We start from the raw sequence: 26,520 nt of genomic DNA, 5'->3' as shown, positions 1-26,520 counted from the left end.
TGTGAAGGGAGACCCGTGAGGGCTCCTGGAGGTATCGGAAGTGCGAATGTTGACATGAGTAACGATAAAGGGGGTGAGAGACCCCCTCGCCGAAAGACCAAGGGTTCCTGCTTAAAGTTAATCTGAGCAGGGTTAGCCGGCCCCTAAGACGAGGCGGACACGCGTAGTCGATGGGAACCACGTTAATAATCGTGGGCCTGGTGGTAGTGACGGATTGCGTAACTTGTACGATCTTATTGGATTGATTGTGCAGGGAAGCGGTTCCAGGAAATAGCTCCACCGTATAGACCGTACCCGAAACCGACACAGGTGGTCAGGTAGAGCATACCAAGGCGCTTGAGAGAACTATGTTGAAGGAACTCGGCAAATTGCACGCGTAACTTCGGAAGAAGCGTGGCCCCACTCGAGGCAACTCTTGTGGGGTGGCACAGACCAGGGGGTAGCGACTGTTTACCAAAAACACAGGGCTCTGCGAAGTCGCAAGACGACGTATAGGGTCTGACGCCTGCCCGGTGCTGGAAGGTTAAAGGGAGGGGTGCAAGCTCTGAACTGAAGCCCCAGTAAACGGCGGCCGTAACTATAACGGTCCTAAGGTAGCGAAATTCCTTGTCGGGTAAGTTCCGACCTGCACGAATGGCGTAACGACTTCCCCGCTGTCTCCAACATAGACTCAGTGAAATTGAATTCCCCGTGAAGATGCGGGGTTCCTGCGGTCAGACGGAAAGACCCCGTGCACCTTTACTATAGCTTTACACTGGCATTCGTGTCGGCATGTGTAGGATAGGTGGTAGGCTTTGAAGCAGGGACGCCAGTTTCTGTGGAGCCATCCTTGAAATACCACCCTTATCGTCATGGATGTCTAACCGCGGTCCGTTATCCGGATCCGGGACAGTGTATGGTGGGTAGTTTGACTGGGGCGGTCGCCTCCGAAAGAGTAACGGAGGCGCGCGATGGTGGGCTCAGACCGGTCGGAAATCGGTCGTCGAGTGCAATGGCATAAGCCCGCCTGACTGCGAGACTGACAAGTCGAGCAGAGACGAAAGTCGGTCATAGTGATCCGGTGGTCCCGCGTGGAAGGGCCATCGCTCAACGGATAAAAGGTACGCCGGGGATAACAGGCTGATGACCCCCAAGAGTCCATATCGACGGGGTTGTTTGGCACCTCGATGTCGGCTCATCGCATCCTGGGGCTGGAGCAGGTCCCAAGGGTTTGGCTGTTCGCCAATTAAAGCGGTACGTGAGCTGGGTTCAGAACGTCGTGAGACAGTTCGGTCCCTATCTGCCGTGGGTGTAGGAATATTGACAGGATCTGTCCCTAGTACGAGAGGACCGGGATGGACATATCTCTGGTGGACCTGTTGTCCTGCCAAGGGCATAGCAGGGTAGCTAAATATGGAATGGATAACCGCTGAAAGCATCTAAGCGGGAAACCAACCTGAAAACGAGTGTTCCCTATCAGAGCCGTGGAAGACGACCACGTTGATAGGCCGGGTGTGGACGTGCAGCAATGCATGAAGCTTACCGGTACTAATAGCTCGACTGGCTTGATCGTTCTCATTGCTTGTGCTCATCTCAGGGCAAGTGCAAAGCACTTGTCCCGACAGAGCGAAAGCGTAGCTTTTGCGTACAACCCGGCAACCGCTTCGCGGTTGTCCGGACCGACGCCAAACGTGTTCACATAAACTCAAGAAAAGCAGGGCATAGCCCTGCACCAGCTTCTCAAATGTTGCGCTTTGCCGACCTGGTGGTCATGGCGGGGCACCTGCACCCGTTCCCATTCCGAACACGGCCGTGAAATGCCCCTGCGCCTATGGTACTCCGTCTTAAGACGCGGGAGAGTCGGTCGCTGCCAGGTCTGCAAAACGCAACATAATTCTCATTCACAATCGCATAACCACACAACGTCGTTCCAAAAACCAACAATCAATACCGTTTGCATAACGCAAACAGACAACGGCAAATGCCAACGTCACATTCCGCGGGGTGGAGCAGCCCGGTAGCTCGTCAGGCTCATAACCTGAAGGCCGCAGGTTCAAATCCTGCCCCCGCAACCAAACCAATCAAACATAAACCAGCCCAGCACCACCAAGCCCGCAGTCATAACGACCGCGGGTCATCTTGCGTTCGGGGTGCCGCGTCACATCAGGGCCTGGCGATTTGTCAGCCGTTGGGATCCGGTATTCGCAACCCAAATCTCTCAAGGCATGCATTACGGCGATATCAACAGGCCCGCGTCATAACGAACGCGGGCCGTTTGACGTTCGGGCTACTCCGTTACATCTGATGAACATCGTGGCGATGACGTCTCCTGTCGTTCGGCGGAGTTGACCGTGAAAGGTTTCAGTTTGCGCGTCGCAGCTGAGCAGGTCGAAAAAGACGGTTTCGTTTGTTTCGATGTTGCCTAGAAAGAAAACTTCGCAATGCGTCGTTGGCGGCTTGTCCGGAAAGAAAGTCTCAAGTGCCCGCTCCGCCACCGCCTGCAATTCTGCAAAGTAGAAAAGGCCCGCGCCGTTGAATTCCTGCGACGGGCTGGGCGTGAAGCCGAACGTCTGCAGCGGTTTCGCCGCGATGACGGGCAGGCCCCAGTGTCGGTCGAGCCGGCGGTTACGTAGATCGCTGGCAGTTTTTGAAAGCTGGCTGGGTTTGTAGATCTCCGGTCTGGGTATGCTCACCGCGACACGGGCGATGGAGCGATTGCAGCCCTGGGTTCGCCGATGCACGAAGGTGGAAATCAGTTCGGCACCTCCGATGTATCTGCCCTTGACGGAGAGTTCGTGGGTCGTCGAGGTCTGCGTCATCGAGACTGCTGACAGCTTTGAGCGTATCGTCAGGATGTCGTTTGCCTTCACATCGCCGAACCCCTCGGCGTTCAGCGAGGTGGCGCAGATGGCGGCGTAGGCTTCGTTTCCTTCGGCTGTTCGGAAATCGGCATTCTCCATGTCCAGTTCGCGCGCCAGCATCAGCCAGTGGCGATGGCCGAGTTCCTTCATCAGCCAGGTTTCCGACAGACTGTGCGGTGTCATGTGCGGCATGCCGACGAGGAGATGCGGATAGAGGGCGCGGTCCACGAGGTCACGCGAAGAGGGGTCCCGAAACCCGGGAGGCCGCAAGGCAATGTTCATCGGTCAGCCACTCGCCGCTTGCTTCAACGGGCTATCCACCAGATCGAGATGGCTTGCCAAATGACCGACGACATACTCGGCATCGCGGCCGACGGCGAGGAAGCGGCCGGAGCCCCAGGTCCAGAGCCAGGGAAGGCCGAGAATGTAGACGCCATCAATGCCCGTGACGCCGCGTTGCTGCACGGGATAGCCCGTACCGTCGAAGATCGGCAGGCCGACATAGGACCAGTCGGGGGTAAATCCGGTCGCCCAGATGACGCAGGTGACGCCCTCGGCCTCGAGATCGAGTTCTCCCGGTTCGGCGTCGGGCTCCCACAGGGGAACATAAGGGCTGCCGTCTGCGGCTTCGATGCCCTTTTCAGCGATGTGGCGATCGATCAGGGCGTTGATGCCATTGTAGACGCGGTCGGCGTTGTCGAGGTTGGCCTTGAGATCTGTCTCGAACAGCATTTTTCCGTCCGAGACGCCGGTCATCCGCCCGTAAAGCGACATTCCTTCGAGGGCGAAGCCGTCCGCGTCTGCCTCGGCGGCCCGATCCGTCGGGATACGCTGAAAGGCGCGCTGGAATTCATGGGGTATGCGCTCGAAGGTTCGCCCCAAACGGCCGGCGCTTTCTTCTGACCGACTTGCCGGCCGCAGCGCCGCAAGCCTGAGCTTGGGGTTCCTGGCTATAATGCATCCCCGATATGCGTTTTACGCGCGTGCGAGCTGCCTTGCCGTCCAGCGGAACCCGCCTAGGTTATTTTGAAACCAGACAGGAGAGTTCGATGTCAAGAACGGTGGCCGATTACATCGCAGAGGCCCTCCAGCAGCAGGTGGTAAAGCGCATCTACGGCGTTGTCGGCGATTCCTTGAACGGCTTCACCGATTCTCTCAGGCGCCTGAAGACGATCGACTGGGTGCACGTCCGTCACGAGGAAGGTGCCGCATTCGCAGCTGGTGCTGAGGCGCATCTGACTGGCGAACTCGCCGTTTGCGCAGGCAGCTGCGGCCCCGGCAATTTGCACCTGATAAACGGCCTTTTCGACTGCCACCGCAGCGGGGTGCCGGTGCTCGCAATTGCAGCGCATATCCCGAGCTCGGAAATCGGTATCGATTACTTCCAGGCAACGCATCCCGAGCATCTGTTCAAGGAATGCAGCCACTATGTCGAGCTGGTATCGAATCCCGACCAGCTTCCGCAGATCCTTGCCCGGGCGATGAGGGTGGCGGTTGGCAGGAAAGGCGTGGCAGTCGTCGTCATTCCGGGCGACGTCGCCCTGAAGCAGACCAAGGCAGTCGTGCCGGCGTGGCTCACGCCGAAGATGCCGAAGGTGATCCCTGACGCATCGGAGGTCGCCAAGCTGGTGGAAATCCTGAATTCCTCGAAAAAGGTGGCTTTGATGTGCAGCGCGGGGTGCGCCGGGCTGCATGACGAGGTCGTCGAGCTTGCAGCCCGGCTGAAAGCTCCGATCATCCACTCGCTTCGCGGCAAGGAATATCTGGAGTATGATAACCCCTACGATGTCGGCATGACCGGCCTCGTCGGCTTCTCCTCGGGCTACGCTGCCATGAAGGAATGCGATGCATTGCTTCTGCTCGGCACCGACTTTCCCTACCGGCAGTTCTACCCCGAAAAAGCGCTGATCGCGCAGGTCGATGTCCGGCCGGAAGCGCTCGGCAACCGCTGCAGGCTGGATGTCGGCATATTGGGCGATGTGGGGTCGACGTTGAAGCTGCTGATGCCCCATCTGACGGAAAAGACTGACCACCGTTTTCTCGACAATGCGCTTGCGCACTACGCGAAGGCGCGCAAGGAACTCGATGCGCTGGCGGTGCCCGATCCGGAAAGCGGCGCAATCCATCCGCAATATCTGACGCGGTTGGTCAGCGAACTGGCGGCTGAGGACGCCATCTTTACGTGTGACGTGGGAACCCCGATCGCCTGGACGGCTCGCTATCTCAAGATGAACGGCAAGCGCCGGCTGGTCGGTTCCTTCAATCACGGCTCGATGGCAAACGCCCTGCTGCATTCCATCGGGGCCCAGTCCGCATTCCCCGAACGCCAGGTGATATCTATGTCGGGGGATGGCGGTTTCACCATGATGATGGGCGACTTCATCACCCTTACCCAGATGCAGCTGCCGGTCAAAGTCATCGTCCTCAACAACGGTACGCTCGGCTTTGTCGAGATGGAAATGAAGGCGGGCGGGTTCCTCGATGTAGGCTGTGACCTGAAGAACCCCAACTTTGCGGCGATGGCTGAAGCCATGGGCATAAGGGGTATCCGCGTGGAGAGGCCGCAGGATCTGGAAGCAGCGTTGCGGGAGGCGCTCGCCCATGACGGTCCCGTGCTCGTCGACGTCGTCAGCGCCCGGCAGGAACTGGTGATGCCACCGAAGACAACGTTCGGAGAAGCCTTCAATTTCGGCCTCTTCATGATGGCTGCGGTGCTTGACGGAAGGGCGAACCAGCTCGTGGACCTTGCCAAGGCTAACCTGAAACGATGACTGCCCCGGGTGCGCCTGCCGCGGACTATGCCGCCTTACGAGGGAGACTGCGGCGGCCTGGTGAAAGCGCTGCGCTCCGGTGTCGGTGAGGCACCGGCTCTCTTTTTTGCAGATACAGGCGCGTACCCATGACGGCGCCCTGCGTTTGTAATGCTCAGCGCACGCCAATCCTGATACTGGCGCCAACATCAACGCAGTATCCCTATTTGTGTTCATCGAATGCCTCGATGGGCGTGCCAGTCCTAAAAATTGACGTTTATCAAGGAACTGCAGCGGCGGGGGGGCGCGCCGGAAGACGACGCTTTGGGTGCCTCGGCCGGGGGCCGAAAAGCGAGGGGCCCGTATCGGTGATACGGGCCCCTCGGAGTGGCGGACATGCTTCTATGCGTGGGTTCAGAACTCTTCCCAGCTTTCGGCTTTGGCGGCGGTGTTGAGACCGAATGCTTTTGCGACCTGGCCTACCATGCGCCTAGCCGGCGAGGAGACAGGCTTTTGCCCGGCGTGGATCGGGGTTGGAGCATGGCTGGTGGTTCTGTTTTTGGTGCCTGCATTGGATGGAGCGCTGCGTCCGAGCTGGAACTGGCTGATCAACTGGCGAAGCTTGTCGGACTCATCTGCCAGCGAGACGCTGGCAGCCGTGGCCTCCTCGACCATCGCCGCGTTTTGCTGGGTGACCTGGTCCATCTGGTTGACGGCCGTATTGACTTCAGCAAGTCCGATCGATTGTTCCCGCGAGGACGTTGCGATCGCGTCGAGTTGGGTGTTGATGGAAATGACCTGGCCTTCGATGATCTTGAGGGCCTCGCCTGTTGCGGTCACCAGTTTGACGCCGCTTTCGACTTCGGTTGCAGAATTGCGGATCAGACCCTTGATTTCCTTGGCTGCCTGCGCCGAGCGTTGAGCCAATTCACGCACTTCCTGCGCGACAACGGCAAAACCCTTGCCGGCCTCTCCGGCGCGTGCTGCCTCGACGCCTGCATTCAGGGCCAGGAGGTTTGTCTGGAAGGCAATTTCGTCGATGACGCCGATGATGTTCGAGATCTGCGTTGAGGATTGCTCGATCCGCTGCATGGCATCGACAGCATTGGACACAACCTCGCCGGATTGACGGGCCGACTGATTGGCCTCGATTGCCACCGAGCGAGCTTCTTCGGCACGCTTGGAGGAATTGGCGACGTTGGTGGTGATCTGGTCGAGTGCCGCGGCAGTTTCTTCAAGGGCCGCAGCCTGCTGCTCGGTCCGCTTGGAAAGGTCGTTGGCGCTCTGGCTCAGTTCGCGGGAGCCGCTGTCGATTGAGCCGGTTGCCAGGCTCACGGACGAAAGTGTCTCGCGGAGGCGTTCGACGGTGTTGTTGAAGTCCGACCGCAGGCCTTCGAAGGCAGCTGCAAACGGTTCGTTGAGCTGGAAGGTGAGGTCGCCGCTGGAGAGATGCTGCAAGCCTTCGCCAAGACCGGAGGTAGCCTGAGCCATCTCGCTCGTACGCTTCTGGTCTGCCTCTGCAGTGCGCGCACGTTCGGCTTCGCTTGTATTGCGGACGGTGGCTGCTTCCTGCTCCATCTGGAGGCTGCGCAGGCCGTTGTCTTTGAAGACCTGAACGGCCTTTGCCATCGTTCCAACTTCGTCACGGCGCTCGGTACCGGCAACGTTTGCAGACAGATCGCCACCGGCGAGCGTGCCCATCGTCTCAGCCAGGCCCCGGATCGGCGTCACCAGCCACGAACGGATTGCAAAGAAGCCAATTGCAAGGACAACCAGAAGTCCGCCGACAACCCCGACCATGGTCAGAATTGCAGTGTGATTGGACGATACAGTGAGGTCGTCGCTATTCTGGCTGCTTGCGGCAGAGATAGTGTCCACCATTTGCGTGAAACGCGGTAACAAGACTGCGAAACCTGGCTGGCATTCTTTCAGGAATACATCCTGGCTTGCCGAAATATCATCCGCCGTCGTTGATTTCTTGGCGAGAGCAACCGTGTTGCCGCACGTATTATCGATCAAAGCCAGGCTATCCGCCTTGAGGGATGGCGCGTCCTTATAGGAAGGCAGGGCTGTGATCGCCTGATCCATGTATTTGATAAAATTATCATGCTGGGTCTGGAATTCCTTTGAAGCCTTGTCGTTGGCCTCACTCGACCGGGCTATCAGCAGGTCGCCAATCGCAGCGCGAGACCCCTGCAAAGCTCTGTTTGCACGAGCGGAATACAGCGCGGCAATTGCCTCATGATCCAGAAGGTTGCTGTAGGCCGTATCTGTTGCCTTGATCTGAAAGGCAGCATAACTTGCCACCCCGATGGCAAAGACGCCAAACAATGCCATTATGGACAGAAATTTTCCGATAATCGAGATGTTTCTCATGATAACGACCCGTCTCTTGCGCCATGATTGGTAATCTATTTAAGAATGTTCTAGATGACTAAAATGAAGAATAAGTTTATTTCAACTTGCGAACATATCTGGCTCGTTAACCTTAAAGTCGCTACTACGAGCCCGAAGAAACCATCGTGGCCGGAGCTTCAAGCGGTAAGTCGAGACTTCACGTGTACTACCGATCAATGCCTTTGATGACGGGAAGACGATGCGGAAGCTGGCGCTCCGGTGAAGCAGAGCGGCTTTTCGGACGGAGATTCGCCGTATCGGCTGATATCGCCGCTGCCTTTGGTGACTGGTCGCCTGCCACGGCATTATCGATAGGGTCGGTATCCTGGTAGTGCGTGCTCTTCCAGAAAACAGGCTTGCGGTAGTAAAATTTCATTTTTAGGATGGGCTGTGCTGTGCATATTCCAATGTGACATTTTGGACAGCGTGACCGCTATGTCTGCTCAGGGCGCTGGATAGAGCGCGGAGGTACGGCCTGTAAGATAGTAGCCGGCTAGGCCGATCCACTCGCGTCCGGCAATGCCGAGGAGCTCGCTGTTGAGCGATGGCTGTGTTGCATCGAGCCCCAGCTTGTCATTCCCACCCGATCGATAGTCCACCGGCCAGGGGACGACAGGGATGTCGAGTTTGCGGAAAGTCCCCATCGATCGCGGCATGTGGAAGCCGGAGGTGATCAGCAGGCAATCGCTGAGACCGTTGCTGGCCAGCAGTGCCTTGGTGTTGACGGCGTTTTCATAGGTTGTCCGCGAGCTGCGGTCCTCGATGAGGCGGGCTTTGTCGATGCCGAAGGCTGTGAACATCCGCTCTCCTATGATCGCATCGCCCTCGAGGCCGCCTGTGATGGTGCCATCGCCACCGGAGATCAGGATGCGCGAGCCGGGATATTTCATCGCCAGCCGGAGCGCCTCGACGAAGCGATCGCCGGCTGCATTGAGGTCGTAGCCGCCACGGCCGGTGGTGACCTCGGTAGCGAACCCGCCGCCGAGGACAATCATGCATTCGAGTGTGGCGGGATCGGCGACGGGGCGGGGGAAACGGTCTTCAAGGCCCTCGATCAATACCGAGCCAGCCGAGGTGAACAGCGTGACGAACAGGATCGACACCGATAGCGCGGAGGCGAAGATGCCCAACCGATGGCGCCGAAGGAGTGCTGCAAGCAGCGCCACAAAGCCGAAGAAGAAAGCGAGCGATAGAGGCTGGCACAGAATCCAGACAAGTTTGGAAATTACGAACATGCAGGCACTCCGGCAGCGACGCGCCTTCCTAACAGATTTTACTGTGTGAAAAAGCCCTCTTAGGGCGCCCGTCCTGCAGCCAACGCCCGGCGGGCGACGCGCTGCCGATAGCGGTGCTGCAGGGCAGGAGGGATGATGAGTGTCACAAAGGCGGCGATAAGCGCCATGACAGCCACGAACAGCAGGGCCTTCGCTGCGAATTGATGCACAAGCAACGCGCCGACGACCGCGCCGGCCAGCATTCCGATCCACGGGACGATCTGTATCGTCCACGCAAAATCCCTGTCGCCGACCATCAGGCGGCCGATACCGCGACCGAAACGCGACAGCGCACCGGTGACATAGGTGAGGCCGATCGGCAGCCCCTCGACATGTTCGACCGTCGCATTGATCATTCCCATCGCCAGCACCACCAGGTAGAACTGTATCACGACGTTGGATGGGGATGCGAAGGTGGAGGCGAGCGACAGGAGGACGCTGACCCATCCGAGAACGACGAAGGCTGGCCGGCTGGCGGCATGGGCGAGCACGACGCCGAGCGCGTTGCCACCGACGAAGATCAGGATTGCCGCCAGGAGCACTAGACCATGCCGGGTTTCGCCATTGCCAAGAGCGATGGCTGCCCTGGTGGTATTGCCAGTCATGAACGAGACGAAGTCGCCGCTCAGCACAAGGCCCACGGCATCCGTCATGCCGGCGATGAAGGAAATCATACCGACGAGCGCAAGGCCCGTCGTCTTCCGGCGTATCTTGATCAGGCGGCGTCGATAGAGGGTCATGGCGTTTCTGCGGCTACGGATGGTTCATCCTATTCCGGCCATGGTTGCGAGGCCAGAAGAAATTGCGGACATGGCACCGAGAACTGGGGATCGCCGGTCAGTCCTCGACGCGCACGGCTATCCGTTCGCCCGTGGTTCCATGGCCATAGATAGCGACCTTGATATGGACATCGCCGGCGACGATCCGTTCGGCTGCGTCGCCTTCGATCTCGCCATCGGCCAGCATTGCCTCCATGAGCTGGCGATTGGTGGGGCTGGCGAAAAAGGTATCGGTTTCGTCTTCGGCGTCCATCAGGTGAAAGTGGTGATAATTGGCGCGATCCTGGCGGATGATCTGCCATGGCTCGGAGAGGCGGTCACCGTTCGAATTGATGATGTCGACGGCGCTGATAAAGGCCCGGTAGCTCTCGATGAGCTGGCCGCGGTCGGTCGAAATGGAAGACTGCGCGCCGGCCGGCACTATCAGCGCGGTCGAGAACAACAGTGTTGCAGCAAATAGCTTCATGATTTCCCCCTCGGAAGACTATGCGTAGTGCATCTGCAACCGGAAAGCCATTGGCGGACTGGCCCTTGCCCGGTGGGACCGGGCGAAGGGACTTCATGCGGTGTGTGCCTTTGGGGATGAAAGTATGAAGTGAGGCCGCCACCTTCGACCTTGCGGTGTGCAGGCGACGGCCTCGGGCCCGACCAAAGGCCTATAGGGATACGACCCTCGCGCTAGATTAGTTTCAGTCGTTTGACTGTCTTGTTGTTTCCGCGCCAGGATATCCGCAGATGTCAGTCCTGGCCGCGACCGCGAAAGGCTTTCGGTGTTTCGTTTGCCTCGTGGCAGCGGGCAAGCGTCTCGAGCCATTCCGCGAGAGCTGCGGGTACCTCCACGGCGCCGACCTCCAGCGCTTCGACCCAGGACAGATCGCATTGCAGGGCACTTGCCAGATTGATGGGTGTCCAGCGGATATGCAGCAGACACTCGTTGAAGCGGGCAGGCGTCATCAGTCGGTCCTCCGTGAGGTTGTTGATAGCGGGTCGGGCATGGAAACCACGACCCGACCCGCAGAGCTATCGATAGCGGATCCGTACGGCATCAGCATGGATTATTCATGTCGCAGTTTGGCCGAGGTGCTGGAGACGATAGTCAAGCTTGCACAAGCAATGACATAAAAGCTTCGTATGATCTTCAATCTCTTGTTGGATTCGACAGCTAGCCTGCGGAAAGGTGCAGTAAAAGAATAGCATCGGGGAAAGAATGGCAATTCTCGGACGTATTCGTAAAATAATGCGCTATGCGGTTGCCTGTTTTCTAGTTGGCCTCCTGTTTTTCGGCGGACATCTCGCATTGCTGCAGGCAACCGGAAATTTCCATACGGTGATCCCCGGCCAGCTGTACCGCTCCGCGCAGCCCTCGGGTGCGCAACTCGAGACTTATGTTCACCAGTACGGCATAAAGACGATCGTCAATCTTCGCGGCAGCAACGACCAGCCCTGGTATCAGGAGGAGACCGCAGTCGCCCGCCGTCTCGGCGTGCAGCATATCGATTTCCGCATGTCGGCGACGAAAATCCTGACAGTGGACAAAGCGATTGCACTGATCGACATCATGAAGACTGCCCCAAGGCCGATCCTGGTGCATTGCATGTCCGGTGCCGACAGGACCGGCCTGTTTTCGCTGATCTACAGCTACGAGGTCGCGGGCGTTCCCGGGGATGTTGCGGAATGGCAGCTGTCCGTGCTGTTCGGGCATATCGGCGTTCCATATCTGTCAGCCAGCTTTGCCATGGACCGTAGCTGGCAGGATCTGGAGCATCATCTGGACGTCAAGCAAGGTGGCTGAAAGTCAGACGCTGCCGGGTGCTTTGCCGTCTGGTTGTAACATTCGGTTGATATTGGGATCGGCACAACAATCTCCAGCGGTTTAATCCATGTTTTCTCACATTCGCCGATTGGCGACCGGCCGTGGCGTACCATCTGACTATGCCGACCGGACGCTAGATCTCGCCGCCGGGAATGACCGTGCTCTAGCAGCGGATTGGACCGTAGAGCACGCAGCGCCGCTCTCGATTCCGTCACTATCGATCCATTCAGCCGTTCTCGTCATGGTCGCACTTACCCTGTGGCGGATCGTGACGCTTTCATTCGACACGACGGATCTCTTCGTTGACGAGGCACAGTACTGGCTGTGGTCGCAGAGCCTCGACTTCGGCTATTATTCGAAGCCGCCGATGATTGCCTGGATCCTCCGGGCGATGTCGGAGATTTCCGGTTCGAGCGGCATCTTCTGGATTCGGATCTGCGGGCCGCTGATACATTTCGCAACCGGCTTGGTGCTGATGCAGGTCGCATTGCGGCTGTTCGACAGGGAGATCGCTGCCTGGGCCGGCGTCACCTACATCACGTTGCCGGGGGTGGCGCTGTCGTCGGTGTTCTTTTCGACGGATGTGCCGCTGCTGTTTTTCCTCGCGGTCGCTCTTGCGGCTTACGTGGTCCTGACGGGCAGGCGATTCGTCACGATGGCCGTTGCGCTTGGCATTGCCGTTGCCGGCGCTTTTCTGTCGAAATACGCGATCCTTTTTCTGCTGCCGGGTGGCCTGATTGCGATTGCTTGTGTGCCCAGGGCGCGCATCGCGTGGCGTGACGCCTGCATCGCTGTGGCTGTGGCCGGTGTCGGCTGCCTGCCAAACATCTGGTGGAACCTCGAAAACCGGATGGTCACCGTCAAGCATACCGAGAACATTGCCCACTGGGGACGGCTCAATCCGCACCTGTCGGGCGGGCTGGAATTTTTCGGTGCCCAGTTCGGCGTGGTCGGACCGATCGTGTTTGCGGCGATCCTCATCGCCAGCTACCGGGTGCTGAAGCGGGCAGGCGAGTGGCGCGAGCAGATACTGGTCTGCCTGTCCCTGCCGATCATCGCCCTGATCTCACTGCAGGCGACCCTAGCCAAGGCCTACGCCAACTGGGCGGCTACGGCCTATATTGCCGGCACGCTGCTCGCCGTCTGGACGCTGAGGCGCGTTTGGCCGCAGGGCCTCAAATGGTCGTTGCTGCTGAACGGGACGGTATCCTGCCTGGTGGCAACGGCGCCGGTGTTTGCCATTCCCGTCAGCGAAAGCGGCGCTTCTATCGTGCTGGATCGCTATCTAGGTCGCAGCAAGGTCAGCAACGATGCTGCCGCACTCGCCCGGACGCTTGGCCTGAGGGATATCGTCAGCGACAACAGGGATATTCTTGCCGACATGTTCTATACGTTAAAGGGGCGGGGCTATAGCATCTACGCCAGCGGCGATCCTGATGCGCCGCAGAGCTATTACGATCAGAAGTTTCCGGTGCCGAAGTCCCTGCACGGGGCCGTGCTCTTCGTGTCGACTCATCCGAACGCGTGTCCGTCCGAACCTCAGGCGCCGGCCGCGACCTGGCAACCGCAGACAGGCAACTATCGCGGCAAGACGATCTATGCCTACAGACTGGATGCATCCTGTCTCGCAGGGTAGGTCAGGCAATCCACCGGCGGCGGCGTGTCGGCCGGCAAAAGGCGCGATGCACCCTCGAGTGGCCGTCGCATCGGCTATGTTATCCAGTTTCCCGGTACTTCATTGGAAGTTAACACAAAGTCGTGATTCTACATCTTATGGCTGCATGAAGCTGGTTTTTTTCAAAACGATTGATTTTTCGGTTCGATATCTGGGGGTTGTATGTCGTCGATCAAGACGAACGTGTCTGCGATGGCGGCCTTGCAGACGCTGGGGAGCGTCACGCAACAGCTGACCTCAACGGAGAAGCGTGTCTCCTCCGGTTTGAAAGTCGCTTCCGCATCCGACAATGCCACCTATTGGTCCGTCGCCACAACCATGCGTTCTGACAGAGGCGCGACGTCTGCCGTGGCCGATGCGCTCGGCGTGGCTTCTGCAACCGTCGACACTGCCTATGCCGGGATGACGTCGGTGCTCGATACGCTTTCCGCATTCAAGGCTAAGCTGGTGACGGCCAAGGAAGGCAGCGTCGACAAGAGCAAAGTCCAGGATGAACTGGATCAGTTGAAGCAGCAGGTCGCAAGCGTTGCCACCAGCGCCAGCTTCAACGGCGTCAACATGCTGAGCTATAGCCAAGCGGCAAACCTAAAGACCACCAATTCGGTAACGACATCGGTTCCGTCGGCTTTCGTCCGTTCCGACGACGGCACGGCGGTCATCAGCGATAGTGACATCGACATGACAAAGACCATCCTGTTCAACACAGGTGGTGGCGGGCTGCTGCAAAGCGACAGCGACGCGCTGGGCCTTGCCACCCTCGGCAGCTTTTCCGGCGGCAGCATCGGCGCGGTGGCCGGCCATCAGGACTTCAATCTCACCGGCGCGCAAACATTCGGCGCCAGCGATGCGGTTTCCTTCGACCTCACGCTTGATGCCAGCGACGCGTCTGCCGGCAACAGCTACTCGATCACCATCGATAGAAGTGTCGTCACGGCTGCCCTTGGTGCTGTGGCAAACGGCAGGATTGCGAACGGACAGGACATGGCGGCGGTGCTGAACAAGGCGTTCCAGCTGGCCGGCGCACCGGCCTCCTCTGGGGGTGGAACCACGAGCTTTGAGATTGCCACACGGCATGCAACGGGCCTTGCGGGCTCCAGCGTCTCCACCGGCAATCTGGTATCCAGTCTCAGTGGAGGGTCTGGTCTAGGTTTGGAAAACACGCCAACGGCGTCGGTGCAAAATGTCTATCCCCAGGTCGATTTCAGTTTCGGAAGTCGATTTGCAGTTCCGGAAGGCCAGTCGTTCTCTTTCAGCTTTGCGATAGACGGCAGTTCGCAGCAGACCATCAGCGTCGACCGCGCCACCGTCGATGCAGCACTCGGCACATCGGCCAACGGCATCGTTTCCTCGGCGGACGACATGGCGGCCGTGCTTGGTGCTGCCGGCCAGCAGGCGGGACTTCTGGCAACCGCAAGCGGCGGGTCGGTGACGCTGTCAGGCGACAAGGCCCGGTATCCGACGGCCGGTGTCGGCATGACTGTCTCTGCGCCACAGAAGCACACTGCCGGTGCAATCGACTTCAATTTCACCGATATCGATATCACCACCGCCGGGGCCGATGTCGACTACTATATCAGTGGCCTCGATGCGATGCAGAACAGGGTGACGGCCGCCGCCGCACTGCTCGGCTCGCTTCAATCGTCGATCGGCGTCCAGTCTGATTTTGCCAACACATTGATGGACAGCATCGACCGGGGCGTTGGTCGGCTTGTCGATGCGGATATGGAAACCGAATCGTCCAAACTGGCGGCGCAGCAAACCCAGCAGCAGTTGGCCGTGCAGTCGCTGTCCATCGCCAACCAGGCGCCGCAGAGACTGCTTTCGCTTTTCCGCGGCTGATGCACACAGCCGACGCGGCAGAGCAGCCCATTCCGCGAATATGCAGGATCAAGCAAACGTGAAGCCATATGCCGGCTATCGGGCGCCAACCAGCGCGCGAAATGCTTATTCGTCAGCTTCGGCTCATTTTAGCATGGCATTCGAGTGTCTCGCCTCTGCCCCACACAGGCGAAAAAAGCGCTAGAGCCGTATCTCTTCGCTCGAGGCTGACGACACCCCCCCGGATTCGTCAGCCTCTTCTTTGTTCTGCTCTGGCTGAGCTCATGCCGGCCAAGTCAAGCATCATGTCTGGATCGCTTAGCGCGGAACGAGGTCCTCAAGATGCGGCAGCAGGACGACGCTTTCTTTCTCATTCGGATCGGTTCGGGCTATGACAACCGTCGCTGCCGTATCGCTCAGATTGGCGGGCAGATGCGGGACGCCTGCTGGGATGTAAAACATCTCGCCCTGTCGCACCACCACGTGCTGTTCCAGCTGTTCGCCAAACCAGCACTGCGTCTCGCCGGAAACGGCGTAGATCGCCGTCTCGTGCTCGGCGTGCAGATGTGCCTTCGCCCGTCCGCCTGCCGGAATAGTCAGCAGATGCATGCAGATCCGGGTCGAGCCGACCGTCTCGGCGGCAATCCCTTCAAAATACTCCAATCCCTGCTTCCCGGCATAGGTGTTTTCCGGTCGGACGACGCGGCATGTGGGCTTTGACAAAGCATTCATTTGACTTCGCTCCCTACTGATTAAGTTCTGGGTGCCGATGTGCTTGTGATCGTTTCAGTCCGGTCGGCAGCCTACGCGCCATTTGGAACCTTGGCGCCAGGCATCTTAAATACTGTGCGGCAGGTGCTTGCGTCCAGCGGATATGCCTCGTCGAATTCAGAGAAGGGAACGGGCTTGAACGCGATCTGGAACCTGCCTCCAGCCGCGGCTTTCAAGACTTCGCCGAGGACGTGCAGGAAGCGCTTGGGCGGCACGCTGCCGATCCCGCTGCCCATCAGGTCGATTGCGGACGACCGCAGGATCGACGCGGAAAGATTGATGTCCGAACCCGTGATTGAACCGACCTGGACAAACCGCGTTGGCGCCGGGCTGGTTTCCGCCTTTGTTGATAGAATCGCTTCCGCACTCTTCCCCCAGAGGTAGTCGACGACGACGTCGACGCCGGAGCGAAGCTCCTGTCTCAGGCTCTCCTTGAATGCTTCCTGATCATCGCCGAGTGGAATGACGACATCCGCACCGAGCGCTTCCAGTTCGCGCAGGCTGTCCTTGTCTCCACGGCCTGTGGCGATAACCTTGCCGGCGCCGAGATGCCTGGCGATCTGGATCGCCAGCCGCCCTGATGTCCCGGTTGCGCCATTGACCAGCACAGTTTCGCCGGGCTGCAATCTTGCGCGTTCGCTATAGGCCGCCCATGACGACATGCCCGGATTGGCGATTGCTGCCGCTGTCAAATCGTCGAGATCATCGGCAAGCGGGATGCATTGATTGGCGGCAATGACGGCCACATCGGCCATCGCGCCGACAGGGGGACGCGGCAGCACAAAATAGACGCGTTGCCCGTCATCCAAAGTCCCCACACCGTCAATGCCCACGCCGAAGGGAAACTGGCCGGCAGCACTGTAGTGATGCCCGGATGCCCGGCTCTTGGTAACCTGGCTGACCGCCGACGCGGTAACTTTGATGCGGACTTCGCCTGCGGAGGCGACGGGTTCCGGAATGTCCGTCAGGACTGGCGGATGCCCGGAAGCTGTAACGATTGCGGCTTTCATGGATTTTGTCCTTCGATTGTGCCGGGGCTATCCCGGCGGATAAGCGCTGAGGGTCGCGTCCCGATGCCGCGCCCTGTGAGGACCCTTCCCGGATTCATGCATCGCGGAAGACGCCCGGTCATTTCCCCACGCGATAGCTCGCACTGGTGAACTCTGTTTGGCGCAGGTGGCAAAACGAGTTGTCATCGGCGCTTAATTGCGTGTAATATGCATATATCAGGGAGGTCGTTGCAATGTCAAATAAAAACGTGCATAATACACTTAATAGAGAAGTTCTCCGGGAACTCCACGGCGCATTGCTCGATATTGTCAGTGTTATGAACCGCCCTCAGCGTGACGAGGCCATGGTCAAAAAGGCGGGAATCTCGCTTGATCGCGCTCTTTTCCCGCTGCTTGTCATCATCGAGAGGCTTGGACCCATTGGTGTCATCGACCTGGCCGACCGGGTAGGGCGGGACTACACCACTGTCAGTCGCCAGGTTGCCAAGCTGGAGAGCCTCGGGCTGGCCGACCGCAAGGAAAACCCGTCCGACCGCCGATCAAGACAAGCCACGATTACCGCTGCCGGCAAGGCAATGACCGACCAAGTCGACCTGGCCCGCGAGAAAATCGGTCGGGCAATCTTCAGCACATGGGCAGAAGAAGACGTCGCCAATCTGGTACGCCTGATGCGGCAACTGGCAGATGCGATGAATGTCGAATTCGAGGATTGATCAGGCGAAATTCGGTCCGCCTGCGATGATCGCAGTAGGCGGGATGATGATGAAATTGCGATGTTATAGGTGGTTTGTTCTTGGGAAGATTTGGTGGAGCTAAGCGGGATCGAACCGCTGACCTCTTGCATGCCATGCAAGCGCTCTCCCAGCTGAGCTATAGCCCCATCGAAATGGTCCGGTCTGGCCGGCCTGGGTCCCCGTGGAGCGCTTCGCTCGTTGGGGTGGCGGCTTATTACGTCTGGTAAATTCAGATAGCAAGCCGAAAAATCAGGGCCTGCGCACTTTTCTTTGCGCAGGCCGGAGTGGGTCGATCAGACCTCGTCGTCATCGCCTGTAACGCCGATGATGTCGCTCATATCGTCGTCATCGTCGTCTTCGTCAGGCGCCAGGAAGGTGTCGTCGTCATCGTCGTCGCCGTCGATCTCGACGTCGTCATCACCGATATCCGGGATGTCGTCGCCAGCAGCGGCCTCGTCGGCTTCTTCCAGCGAAACCAGTTCGACTTCTGGGTTTTCAGCGTCGACTTCCGCGACCTCTTCTTCTTCCGGAACTTCTTTCACGGCAGCTGCGGTTTCCTCGAAGAAGGACAGGGGCCAGGACTTGCCGCTGTAGGGAGAAACCACTGGGTCCCGGTTCAGGTCGTAGAATTTCTTGCCGGAGTCCGGGTCGGTCCGCTTCGTTCCAAGTTCCGCTTTCGCCACTGTCATAGCCTCGTGAATGGCCGAAGAGATATTCGGCAGTGCCGTGCAAGCCGGCGTTTCATAGGGAAATTATTAGCCGGTCCCCATAGTCGGTATGGCCGTTTCTGTCAAAGCCTAACTTCGCCAAAGGCCTTTCCGGGCTCACCGGAATGCCCGCAAAGGCTTGAAATTTGCTGTTATCGAGGAGCAGCGATCCTTCATAAAAGCTCGGGTGATGACTGGTCGGCAACGGCTAAACCGTGATAAATCGCGCCACGTGCTGCGTCGTCCCGCACGACCGGATTTACACTTCGCCAAGGGTTGCCATGTACCAGCCGCCGCATTTCCGGGAAGACCGCATCGATATCCAGCACGGGCTGATCCGCGCCCATCCACTCGGGTTGCTCATCTCCTCGGGCGCCGATGGTCCGGTTGCCAATCCCATACCGTTTCATCTCGATCCGTCCTTTGGGAGCAAAGGCCGACTGCAGGCGCATGTGGCGCGCGCCAACGGCCAGTGGCGGGAGATCCGTGACGGCGCACCCGTGCTGGTCGTCTTCCAGGGGCCGCATGCCTATATCACCCCGTCCTGGTACCGCACCAAGCAGGAAACCGGCAAGGTCGTGCCGACCTGGAATTACGTCATCGTGCAGGTGCGCGGCCCTGCACGCGTCATGGAAGATGGCGCATGGATCCGCGCCCAGATCGAGGCATTGACCCGCGACCAGGAAGGACCGCGCGCAGAGCCCTGGGCGGTCGGCGACGCGCCCGACACTTATATTGCGTCCCAGATCAAGGGCATTGTCGGCATCGAGATCGACATCGCCGAGATCGACGGCAAGTGGAAAGTCAGCCAGAACCGTTCTGAAGCCGACCGCAATGGTGTGGCGCACGGGCTGATGGCCGAGCCGGACGTTGCGAACGACGCGGCGGCTATGGCTGCCATGGTGAGAGAACGCGGCAGGCCGTGAGCAATCCTAGACAGCAGGAGCAAGGCATGATCATCGCCATCGACGGGCCGGCCGCTGCCGGCAAGGGAACGCTGTCGCGCCGGATTGCCGAGACCTATGGCTTCCATCATCTGGATACGGGCCTGACCTACCGCGCGACGGCGAAGGCGCTGCTCGATGCCGGCCGGCCTCTGGACGACGAGGCGGTGGCCGCAGGTGTGGCGGCAGGGCTCGACCTCAACGCGCTTGACCGGGCGGTCCTGTCGCGCCACGAGATCGGCGAGGCGGCCTCGAAGGTCGCCGTCATGCCGACGGTGCGCCGGGCGCTGGTGGAGGCGCAGCGGCAGTTTTCGCGGATGTTGCCGGGCACCGTGATCGACGGCCGCGATATCGGTACCGTCGTCTGCCCGGACGCTCCGGTGAAATTCTACGTGACGGCATCTGCCGACATCCGCGCCCGTCGGCGGTTCGACGAGATCGTCGCGAACGGCGTCACAGCCGATTACGAGGCGATTTTCGAGGACGTGAAGCGGCGCGACGAGCGCGACATGGGAAGGGCCGACAGCCCTTTGCGTCCCGCTGCAGACGCGCACTTGCTTGATACGTCGGAAATGAGTATAGAGGCGGCGTTTCATGCGGCTAAAACCATCATCGATGCTGCCCTGAACCGACATGCCTGAATTAAAGTCAGCGTCGCGTGCTTGCACGAGGCGCTTTTGCATAAAGCAAAGCCTGGGTTTTCGTCCCCGCGCCGGATTGTCCTCTTCGAGAGGGCGGACTGGATCCAGGTTCATCAGAACAACCCACCGGCGCCCAGTGTCCGAGACCATCCGGGACACGCCAGGAGATTTTATGTCTGTAGCTGCCACCTCGCATGAGGATTTTGCCTCCCTGCTCGAAGAGTCTTTTGCCAAGAACGATCTGGCTGAAGGCTACGTTACCAAGGGTATCGTCACCGCCATCGAAAAAGATGTTGCGGTTGTCGACGTCGGCCTCAAGGTCGAAGGGCGCATCGCGCTCAAGGAATTCGGCGCCCGCTCCAAGGGTAACGAACTGAAAGTCGGCGACGAAGTCGAAGTTTACGTCGAACGCATCGAAAATGCGCTGGGCGAAGCCGTTCTGTCGCGCGAGAAGGCTCGCCGCGAAGAGAGCTGGGTCAAGCTCGAAGCCAAGTTCGAAGCCGGAGAGCGCGTCGAAGGCGTGATCTTCAACCAGGTCAAGGGCGGCTTCACGGTCGATCTCGACGGTGCCATCGCCTTCCTGCCACGCTCGCAGGTAGACATCCGCCCGATCCGCGACGTCACGCCGCTGATGCACAACCCGCAGCCCTTCGAAATCCTCAAGATGGACAAGCGTCGCGGCAACATCGTTGTCTCGCGTCGTACCGTTCTCGAAGAATCCCGCGCTGAACAGCGTTCGGAAATCGTTCAGAACCTCGAAGAAGGCCAGGTTGTCGACGGTGTCGTCAAGAACATCACCGACTACGGTGCGTTCGTCGACCTCGGCGGTATCGATGGTCTGCTGCACGTGACCGACATGGCATGGCGCCGCGTCAACCATCCGTCGGAAATCCTGTCCATTGGCCAGCAGGTCAAGGTTCAGATCATCCGCATCAACCAGGAAACCCACCGTATCTCGCTCGGCATGAAGCAGCTCGAGAGCGATCCTTGGGATGGCATCCAGGCCAAGTATCCTGAAGGCAAGAAGATCTCCGGTACCGTCACGAACATCACCGACTACGGTGCATTCGTTGAGCTGGAACCCGGTATCGAAGGCCTGATCCACATCTCGGAAATGTCCTGGACGAAGAAGAACGTACACCCCGGCAAGATCCTGTCGACGACACAGGAAGTCGAAGTGGTCGTTCTCGAAGTCGATCCCACCAAGCGTCGTATCTCGCTTGGCCTCAAGCAGACCCTCGAAAACCCATGGCAGGCTTTTGCCCATAGCCATCCGGCCGGCACCGAAGTCGAAGGCGAAGTCAAGAACAAGACCGAATTCGGCCTGTTCATCGGCCTCGAAGGCGACGTCGACGGCATGGTGCACCTCTCCGACCTCGACTGGAACCGTCCAGGCGAACAGGTCATCGAGGAGTACAACAAGGGTGACATGGTCAAGGCCGTGGTTCTCGACGTCGACATCGAGAAGGAGCGTATCTCGCTCGGCATCAAGCAGCTCGGCAAGGACGCTGTTGGCGACGCAGCCACCTCGGGCGAACTCCGCAAGAATGCGGTTGTCTCGTGCGAAGTGACCGCAGTCAACGAAGGCGGCATTGAAGTGAAGCTCGTCGAGCACGAAGACGTTTCTTCGTTCATCCGTCGCGCCGACCTGTCGCGCGATCGTGACGAGCAGCGTCCTGAGCGTTTCTCGGTCGGTCAGATCGTCGACGCCCGCGTCACCAACTTCTCCAAGAAGGACCGCAAGATCATGCTGTCCATCAAGGCGCTCGAAATCGCTGAAGAGAAGGAAGCCGTCGCACAGTTCGGTTCGTCCGACTCCGGCGCTTCGCTCGGCGACATCCTCGGCGCGGCTCTGAAGAACCGCGGCGAATAATTTTCGCAAGTCTTGCTGAATGAGAAACCCGCCGGAGCGATCCGGCGGGTTTTTTGTGTCCGGTGTCTAAGCCGGATTTGTCGGAGCCTGTCGCGGAACGCTCAGGCGCCCATGCGCTGGTAGAGTTCGTAACCGGCGCTCGGTACCGGCTCTGTGGATGGCGGGCTTGGCAGGGCCGTCAGGGACGAGCGACTGACCGGGGGTAGGCCAGCGGAAGCTTCGGAATTTGGTCCGGCTTCCAGCATGTCGAGCGCCTCTTCGGCGGGCGTTTCCGGCTCTTCCTCGGGTTCGGCGTCCTCTTGCGGCTGGTGGCCGGGATATTCGTGCTCATCGTCATCGACGGCATCGACGCGGTCGATGCGGAGGGCTTCCTTATTCTTGACGACATCATCGCCCGGCGCATAGGGCACGGTGACGAAAGCGACGGCAAGGCCCGGCGGGATGGCAGCAGGGGAGTGCTGCAGGGGTAGCGGCGGTGCGGCTTCGGGTTGATCGGACTGGCCATTGGCAACGGCAACTGCTAGTGCCTGCTCCTCTGCCACGGTTTGTGGCGTGAGCGAGACGGGTATGGCGTTGGCAAGAGGAGGTGTCCGATCCGGCGCGGTCGCTGCGCCGGGTACCGGCAGGTTCTGCAGTTCCGTGCCGTCTATCATGTCTGCGATCAGCGCCTGGGCAATAGCCTTGTCGGCTAGCGGCGCAGCTTCAGCCAAGGTCTGCAGTAAATCGGTGCCTGTTGCCTGGACCAACCGGTCGAAGACGGCCTTCAGCCCCTCCTTGATGTCGCTACGGATCTGCTGGTTGGCGCGCGGTGTGCTTTCGTCCGGCGTCAAAGTCGGGACGGCCGTCTTTGTGGGGTCTGCTGAAGGTGCCGGTGCGGCAGCTGTCTGTGCTTGTGGCGCCTGTGGTGCTTGGGCGGCTGGAGTGTTTGCCGGCGCCGTCGTGGGCTGGGCGGTTGCAGCAGGCACCGAAGGATTTCGCAGTTGTGGGTCTGTCGGGTCCTTCAGGGCGATGGTAGCAGTTTCCGGCGGATGCGGATCGACAGTAGTTTCCGGTGGTTGGAGTTGCACGATGTCTGCAGGAGCGGTGGCGGCGGACGTCGGGGCGGCAGGTTGGCCAGGCTGCGGAGGAACGGTGGTCGGGAGTGCGGCCGTCTGCGTGGCTCCGTTGCGCGCAGGCAATGGCAAGGCTGCGGCTGCCGTGTCGGCCTGGCTGTTGTTCTGCCCGTAGGATGCAACGACCGACTTGGTTGCCAGATCCTTTTCCTTATAGCGGACGACTTCGAGATAGGCGATGAGTTGTGCTGCCTCGGCCCCGGCCGGATCGTGAAGGGCGGCAGCCACCAGCGCCAAGGGTGCCGTCTGTCCCTTCGCGGCCAGTTGCTGCTGCAGCGCGGCCATCTGCTTTGGCGGCAGTTCCGTCATGGTGTCGGCGAGCCTCAGCGCATAGGTGGCCTTGCTCTCGCCGGGTGCCTGCGGCAGCGCGAGGGACTGGCTGACGGCGTCGATGACGGCAAACAGGCTGTCGAGCATTCTTGCCCGGGCATTGAGCAGGAGGATATTCAGCTTGCCTTCTACCCCGGCGTTGGCAGCCAGTGACAAGGCAACCGCTGCATCGGGCTCGGCCGAGATCCCGGACAGCATCTCCGATACGACTGCGACCTCGCGCTGTGGGGCAACGGGACTTGCGCTAGTAACCGCGGCAACGGGAGGCAACATCGGCATGCTCCATATCGGACAGCTGAAAATGGACACAGTAACGGAAACAAAAACAGGGCTGCTTATGCAGGCATGGCATCCCAGAGCCAGATAACGGCTGTGCGGCGCATCATGGCGCCTGTCGAATGCGAGTAGTTACCGACAAAATATCGCCAAGAGCGTTAACAAGCCGTTAAGGAAGCGAATCCATCGGCCGATAATTCGGAATTGGATACAGAAAGGCTTCGTGTGCTCAGCTGTGGGCGAAAATATCGGTGTCTTGCCAGCCGAGCAAATCGAGCTTGGCCCGGGTCGGCAGGAATTCGAAACAGGCTTGCGCATGCTCCATTCGTACGTCGCGAACCAGGCGATATGTCAGCTTGTCCCGAAGCGCATGAAGGTAGAGCACGTCTGAGGCCGCATATTCGAGCTGGGCCTGTGAAAGCTTGTCTGCGGCCCAGTCGGTCTGCTGCTGTGCCTTGGACACGTCGATCTCCAGCATTTCCTTGAGATTGTCCTTCAGGCCGTGGCGATCGGTGTAGGTGCGGCAGAGGCGCGAGGCTATCTTGGTGCAGAAGACAGAGACCGTGGTGACGCCGAACGTATGGAACAGCACGGCAATATCAAATCGGCCGTAGTGAAAGATCTTCTGGCGGTTCGGATCTGCGAGCATGGCAACGAGGTTGGGGGCATCCGTTTGCCCGGCGGCGATGCGGATGACGTCGGCGCTGCCGTCGCCAGGCGAAAGCTGCACGACGCAGAGGCGATCGCGGCGCGGTATCAGGCCCAGTGTTTCGGTATCGATTGCGATCGCGTCGGAATATCGCGCTGCGGCCACGTCGGAAATGTCGCCTTCGTGATAGCGGATGGTCGTGGCCATGATGTCTCCAGTCTGGTCGTCCACTTGCGAGCTTTGAGACCGCTATAGCGCAGAGACACTGCCGGGGATACCTCTCGGGCGCGCTGGATGCAGAGGTTGGTCGTAGGGCTTACCCCTCGGACACAAAAAATGCCGGCAAATCGCCATGCCGGCATTTTCAATTGCAGAGGTCGATCAGTAGCTGCCGCGGGAGAGGCATACAGCCGGGATCGTCTTGGCGATGATCGTCACGTCGCTCAGGAGAGACCAGTTCTTTACATAGTGCGTGTCGAGACCAACACGTTCTGCGTAGGACACATCGTTGCGGCCGCTGACCTGCCAGAGACCTGTCAGACCCGGACGAGCCTTCAGATAGTAGACTGCAGAGCTTTCATAGAGCATCAATTCGTCTTCCACGACGGGACGCGGACCGACAATGCTCATCTCACCACGAATGATGTTCAGCAGCTGCGGCAATTCATCGAGGCTGAGCTTGCGGAGCACTGCGCCGACAGGGGTAACCCGGGGGTCGTCCTGAAGCTTTCGGGTTGCCAGCCACTCTTCGCGCGCCTTGGGATTGGCGTCGAGGTGTTTGCGCAGCACCTGATCGCCATCGACGACCATCGTGCGGAACTTCAGGCACTTAAATGTGCGGCCGTTGTGGCCGATACGAGAATGCCCGTAAAGCGCGGGGCCCTTGTTCGTAAACTTGACCAATGCAACCAGCATCAGGAAAACGGGGCTGAGAAACAGCAGGGCCATCGAAGCCAGGGCGATGTCGAATCCCCGCTTCAAAATACCGCCTGTCGGTGGATGAGTGCCGGAACTTGCGGCGTTGAAAAAAGCCGGATCGGCCGATCTCGTCGCATACTTCATAGATTGCTCCACTTTTGTTGGCGATTGGTCGGATGCGTCAGGGGAGGGTAGATAGGGCTCCATGTTCAAGAGTATATCGTAGGACATGGTTTTTTTAAGCCAAATTTTTGTAACACGTGTGGCGACACGAAAAATCGTGGCGTTTGTCGCCAGTATAGAAATTTTCTGGCGTAAAATTTTGATTTTTATACATTAAAAAATTGCTTAATTTTTTGCTAAAATCACTTTTATAATGACATTATACAAAAATCTGGGAAAAAAGCGCGTAAAAACCAGAAATATATACGTTTTAAGGCGTTGCAGATTGGAAGTATATACTGCGGGTCGCCTTTCAATCGTTTCAAATTCTAATCGTTTTTGCTGCAATGCACCGATTTTGTTGCGACGCACTCTTGCAGCGGCGGCCTCGTCACTTTGTAATAATATTTGATTGGAGGTGGCTTTGGGAGGCCTTTGGGCGCGCATTCGACACCTGTCGACTGCGGGAGTTGGGGTTTAAAAAATGGCAAGAAAATGACAAATATTAAATCGAGCGACTTCATCCGCCGTTAATGTTGATGCAACTTAACGTCGTCTCTATCGACGTCGAAAGACGCCCGCTATACCAAAAATTCATGTTCGCAGGGCATCATAAAAGCGCGACTGAAGAACAGCATGTGATTGAATTATACCGCTTTCTAAAATATATTCATTTTACAAGAGCGGGAAGAACTGCAGTGATGTATTCGGTCAGCTTATCAACGAAATCTACTTCAAGGTGACATTCATGAGTGCGCCACGCGTTTTCGCGGGCATGTTCGTTACGATCATCGTCTTTGCAATCGTGACATATTGCATGACTGGATCTCTCGTCATAACCGTATTGGAATCAATTGCTGCGGCAATCTTGCTGCAACTGGGCTATTTTCTGTGCATTGGCTACCTTGTGTGGAAGCAGGCAAAGCGCGCCGCAGCCAGTGGCGCCGCCAATCTCATCGACAGGACCGAAGGCGTGCGTGACGAGCAGATCGCCCACTTGCCGTCCACGCCTTTCAACCAGCCGGGTCCGTTGGGCCACTAGCAACG

The 26,520-nt window shown here is 58.9% G+C and carries 21 protein-coding genes, 2 tRNA genes, 2 rRNA genes and 1 pseudogene (1 of these 26 only partly in view); 12 read left to right on the top strand and 14 right to left on the bottom strand.

Going from position 1 to position 26,520, the window contains the following annotated elements:
- The 3 genes from PR017_RS13545 to PR017_RS13535 all read left to right on the top strand — a co-directional run.
- Window positions 1-1,552: ribosomal RNA gene (locus PR017_RS13545) — 23S ribosomal RNA — on the top strand; it begins 1,343 nt to the left of the window's first position.
- 188 nt (window positions 1,553-1,740) lie between these two features.
- Window positions 1,741-1,855, top strand: a 5S ribosomal RNA gene (rrf, locus tag PR017_RS13540).
- 122 nt (window positions 1,856-1,977) lie between these two features.
- Window positions 1,978-2,054: transfer RNA gene (locus PR017_RS13535), tRNA-Met, on the top strand.
- Between the two features lie 180 nt (window positions 2,055-2,234).
- Here the strand turns inward: PR017_RS13535 and PR017_RS13530 are convergent.
- Both PR017_RS13530 and PR017_RS13525 read right to left on the bottom strand, forming a co-directional pair.
- Window positions 2,235-3,122 carry a Pnap_2097 family protein gene (locus PR017_RS13530; RefSeq protein ID WP_111222015.1) on the bottom strand — a complete coding sequence of 296 codons (888 nt, stop codon included), beginning with the start codon at window positions 3,120-3,122 and terminating at the stop codon, window positions 2,235-2,237.
- Window positions 3,123-3,125: 3 nt separating this feature from the next.
- Window positions 3,126-3,635 (bottom strand): annotated as a pseudogene (locus tag PR017_RS13525) (MSMEG_0569 family flavin-dependent oxidoreductase); the annotation flags it as partial.
- A 254-nt stretch (window positions 3,636-3,889) separates the two neighbouring features.
- Between PR017_RS13525 and poxB the strand changes: the two are divergent.
- Complete coding sequence (gene poxB / locus PR017_RS13520) at window positions 3,890-5,611, top strand: ubiquinone-dependent pyruvate dehydrogenase (protein ID WP_111222014.1); 1,722 nt, start codon at window positions 3,890-3,892, stop codon at window positions 5,609-5,611.
- A 393-nt stretch (window positions 5,612-6,004) separates the two neighbouring features.
- On the opposite strand, the gene PR017_RS13515 is transcribed toward poxB, so the two are convergent.
- The 5 genes from PR017_RS13515 to PR017_RS13495 all read right to left on the bottom strand — a co-directional run bounded on the left by PR017_RS13515 (window position 6,005) and on the right by PR017_RS13495 (window position 10,994).
- Entirely contained in the window at window positions 6,005-7,966 is a 1,962-nt protein-coding gene (locus tag PR017_RS13515) for a methyl-accepting chemotaxis protein (RefSeq protein ID WP_278330474.1), read from the bottom strand.
- A gap of 464 nt (window positions 7,967-8,430) precedes the next feature.
- The gene (locus PR017_RS13510) at window positions 8,431-9,222 is read right to left on the bottom strand and encodes a YdcF family protein (RefSeq protein ID WP_111220825.1); all 792 of its coding nucleotides are present in this window, start codon (window positions 9,220-9,222) and stop codon (window positions 8,431-8,433) included.
- A 59-nt stretch (window positions 9,223-9,281) separates the two neighbouring features.
- Entirely contained in the window at window positions 9,282-10,001 is a 720-nt protein-coding gene (locus PR017_RS13505; RefSeq protein ID WP_111220826.1) for a YoaK family protein, read from the bottom strand.
- Window positions 10,002-10,098: 97 nt separating this feature from the next.
- Window positions 10,099-10,506, bottom strand: coding sequence for a hypothetical protein (locus tag PR017_RS13500; protein ID WP_111220827.1), 408 nt, complete (start codon window positions 10,504-10,506; stop codon window positions 10,099-10,101).
- 272 nt (window positions 10,507-10,778) lie between these two features.
- On the bottom strand, window positions 10,779-10,994 hold the full coding sequence (locus PR017_RS13495) for a hypothetical protein (RefSeq protein WP_111220828.1): 216 nt from the start codon (window positions 10,992-10,994) through the stop codon (window positions 10,779-10,781).
- A gap of 253 nt (window positions 10,995-11,247) precedes the next feature.
- Here PR017_RS13495 and PR017_RS13490 point away from each other — a divergent pair, with 253 nt between their 5' ends.
- From PR017_RS13490 to PR017_RS13480, 3 genes are all read left to right on the top strand, one after another.
- Window positions 11,248-11,832, top strand: a complete 585-nt coding sequence (locus PR017_RS13490; protein ID WP_111220829.1) for a dual specificity protein phosphatase family protein — start codon at window positions 11,248-11,250, stop codon at window positions 11,830-11,832.
- Between the two features lie 262 nt (window positions 11,833-12,094).
- Entirely contained in the window at window positions 12,095-13,489 is a 1,395-nt protein-coding gene (locus PR017_RS13485) for an ArnT family glycosyltransferase (protein ID WP_111220914.1), read from the top strand.
- A gap of 201 nt (window positions 13,490-13,690) precedes the next feature.
- On the top strand, window positions 13,691-15,367 hold the full coding sequence (locus tag PR017_RS13480) for a flagellin N-terminal helical domain-containing protein (protein ID WP_111220830.1): 1,677 nt from the start codon (window positions 13,691-13,693) through the stop codon (window positions 15,365-15,367).
- 297 nt (window positions 15,368-15,664) lie between these two features.
- On the opposite strand, the gene PR017_RS13475 is transcribed toward PR017_RS13480, so the two are convergent.
- Window positions 15,665-16,078 carry a cupin domain-containing protein gene (locus PR017_RS13475; protein WP_111220831.1) on the bottom strand — a complete coding sequence of 138 codons (414 nt, stop codon included), beginning with the start codon at window positions 16,076-16,078 and terminating at the stop codon, window positions 15,665-15,667.
- 71 nt (window positions 16,079-16,149) lie between these two features.
- Window positions 16,150-17,127 (bottom strand): quinone oxidoreductase family protein, encoded by a 978-nt coding sequence (locus PR017_RS13470; protein WP_111220832.1) that lies wholly within the window; start codon window positions 17,125-17,127, stop codon window positions 16,150-16,152.
- Window positions 17,128-17,360: 233 nt separating this feature from the next.
- Here PR017_RS13470 and PR017_RS13465 point away from each other — a divergent pair, with 233 nt between their 5' ends.
- Complete coding sequence (locus tag PR017_RS13465) at window positions 17,361-17,840, top strand: MarR family winged helix-turn-helix transcriptional regulator (protein WP_111220833.1); 480 nt, start codon at window positions 17,361-17,363, stop codon at window positions 17,838-17,840.
- A 91-nt stretch (window positions 17,841-17,931) separates the two neighbouring features.
- On the opposite strand, the gene PR017_RS13460 is transcribed toward PR017_RS13465, so the two are convergent.
- Window positions 17,932-18,007 (bottom strand) — tRNA-Ala (locus PR017_RS13460).
- A 147-nt stretch (window positions 18,008-18,154) separates the two neighbouring features.
- Window positions 18,155-18,544 (bottom strand): TIGR02300 family protein, encoded by a 390-nt coding sequence (locus tag PR017_RS13455; protein WP_111220915.1) that lies wholly within the window; start codon window positions 18,542-18,544, stop codon window positions 18,155-18,157.
- Between the two features lie 305 nt (window positions 18,545-18,849).
- Here PR017_RS13455 and PR017_RS13450 point away from each other — a divergent pair, with 305 nt between their 5' ends.
- From PR017_RS13450 to rpsA, 3 genes are all read left to right on the top strand, one after another.
- Window positions 18,850-19,494, top strand: coding sequence for an FMN-binding negative transcriptional regulator (locus tag PR017_RS13450; RefSeq protein WP_111220834.1), 645 nt, complete (start codon window positions 18,850-18,852; stop codon window positions 19,492-19,494).
- 26 nt (window positions 19,495-19,520) lie between these two features.
- Window positions 19,521-20,153 carry a (d)CMP kinase gene (gene cmk, locus PR017_RS13445; protein WP_111220835.1) on the top strand — a complete coding sequence of 211 codons (633 nt, stop codon included), beginning with the start codon at window positions 19,521-19,523 and terminating at the stop codon, window positions 20,151-20,153.
- Between the two features lie 172 nt (window positions 20,154-20,325).
- Window positions 20,326-22,026, top strand: coding sequence for a 30S ribosomal protein S1 (gene rpsA / locus PR017_RS13440; protein WP_111220836.1), 1,701 nt, complete (start codon window positions 20,326-20,328; stop codon window positions 22,024-22,026).
- A 101-nt stretch (window positions 22,027-22,127) separates the two neighbouring features.
- Here the strand turns inward: rpsA and PR017_RS13435 are convergent, their stop codons facing one another.
- The 3 genes from PR017_RS13435 to PR017_RS13425 all read right to left on the bottom strand — a co-directional run bounded on the left by PR017_RS13435 (window position 22,128) and on the right by PR017_RS13425 (window position 25,455).
- Window positions 22,128-23,741, bottom strand: coding sequence for a hypothetical protein (locus tag PR017_RS13435; protein ID WP_133255601.1), 1,614 nt, complete (start codon window positions 23,739-23,741; stop codon window positions 22,128-22,130).
- 232 nt (window positions 23,742-23,973) lie between these two features.
- Window positions 23,974-24,600 carry a ribonuclease D gene (locus tag PR017_RS13430; RefSeq protein ID WP_111220838.1) on the bottom strand — a complete coding sequence of 209 codons (627 nt, stop codon included), beginning with the start codon at window positions 24,598-24,600 and terminating at the stop codon, window positions 23,974-23,976.
- 174 nt (window positions 24,601-24,774) lie between these two features.
- The gene (locus PR017_RS13425; protein ID WP_111220839.1) at window positions 24,775-25,455 is read right to left on the bottom strand and encodes a sugar transferase; all 681 of its coding nucleotides are present in this window, start codon (window positions 25,453-25,455) and stop codon (window positions 24,775-24,777) included.
- A 766-nt stretch (window positions 25,456-26,221) separates the two neighbouring features.
- On the opposite strand from PR017_RS13425, the gene PR017_RS13420 reads away from it, so the two are divergent.
- A complete protein-coding gene (locus PR017_RS13420) occupies window positions 26,222-26,515 on the top strand; it encodes an exopolysaccharide production repressor protein (RefSeq protein WP_111220840.1) in 294 nt (97 codons plus the stop codon).
- Window positions 26,516-26,520: the final 5 nt, after the last annotated feature.

It is taken from the genome of Rhizobium tumorigenes (assembly GCF_003240565.2).
Taxonomy (GTDB): Bacteria; Pseudomonadota; Alphaproteobacteria; order Rhizobiales; family Rhizobiaceae; genus Rhizobium; species Rhizobium tumorigenes.
Note: the sequence above shows the minus strand (reverse complement) of the source record. Positions and strands in the feature narration are given on the sequence as shown.

Coding starts and splice junctions, on each gene's coding strand:
- PR017_RS13530 (WP_111222015.1), bottom strand. CDS start 3,122: ATGAACATTGCCTTGCGGCCTCCCGGGTTTCGGGACCCCTCTTCGCGT.
- poxB (WP_111222014.1), top strand. CDS start 3,890: ATGTCAAGAACGGTGGCCGATTACATCGCAGAGGCCCTCCAGCAGCAG.
- PR017_RS13515 (WP_278330474.1), bottom strand. CDS start 7,966: ATGAGAAACATCTCGATTATCGGAAAATTTCTGTCCATAATGGCATTG.
- PR017_RS13510 (WP_111220825.1), bottom strand. CDS start 9,222: ATGTTCGTAATTTCCAAACTTGTCTGGATTCTGTGCCAGCCTCTATCG.
- PR017_RS13505 (WP_111220826.1), bottom strand. CDS start 10,001: ATGACCCTCTATCGACGCCGCCTGATCAAGATACGCCGGAAGACGACG.
- PR017_RS13500 (WP_111220827.1), bottom strand. CDS start 10,506: ATGAAGCTATTTGCTGCAACACTGTTGTTCTCGACCGCGCTGATAGTG.
- PR017_RS13495 (WP_111220828.1), bottom strand. CDS start 10,994: ATGACGCCTGCCCGCTTCAACGAGTGTCTGCTGCATATCCGCTGGACA.
- PR017_RS13490 (WP_111220829.1), top strand. CDS start 11,248: ATGGCAATTCTCGGACGTATTCGTAAAATAATGCGCTATGCGGTTGCC.
- PR017_RS13485 (WP_111220914.1), top strand. CDS start 12,095: ATGGTCGCACTTACCCTGTGGCGGATCGTGACGCTTTCATTCGACACG.
- PR017_RS13480 (WP_111220830.1), top strand. CDS start 13,691: ATGTCGTCGATCAAGACGAACGTGTCTGCGATGGCGGCCTTGCAGACG.
- PR017_RS13475 (WP_111220831.1), bottom strand. CDS start 16,078: ATGAATGCTTTGTCAAAGCCCACATGCCGCGTCGTCCGACCGGAAAAC.
- PR017_RS13470 (WP_111220832.1), bottom strand. CDS start 17,127: ATGAAAGCCGCAATCGTTACAGCTTCCGGGCATCCGCCAGTCCTGACG.
- PR017_RS13465 (WP_111220833.1), top strand. CDS start 17,361: ATGTCAAATAAAAACGTGCATAATACACTTAATAGAGAAGTTCTCCGG.
- PR017_RS13450 (WP_111220834.1), top strand. CDS start 18,850: ATGTACCAGCCGCCGCATTTCCGGGAAGACCGCATCGATATCCAGCAC.
- cmk (WP_111220835.1), top strand. CDS start 19,521: ATGATCATCGCCATCGACGGGCCGGCCGCTGCCGGCAAGGGAACGCTG.
- rpsA (WP_111220836.1), top strand. CDS start 20,326: ATGTCTGTAGCTGCCACCTCGCATGAGGATTTTGCCTCCCTGCTCGAA.
- PR017_RS13435 (WP_133255601.1), bottom strand. CDS start 23,741: ATGTTGCCTCCCGTTGCCGCGGTTACTAGCGCAAGTCCCGTTGCCCCA.
- PR017_RS13430 (WP_111220838.1), bottom strand. CDS start 24,600: ATGGCCACGACCATCCGCTATCACGAAGGCGACATTTCCGACGTGGCC.
- PR017_RS13425 (WP_111220839.1), bottom strand. CDS start 25,455: ATGAAGTATGCGACGAGATCGGCCGATCCGGCTTTTTTCAACGCCGCA.
- PR017_RS13420 (WP_111220840.1), top strand. CDS start 26,222: ATGAGTGCGCCACGCGTTTTCGCGGGCATGTTCGTTACGATCATCGTC.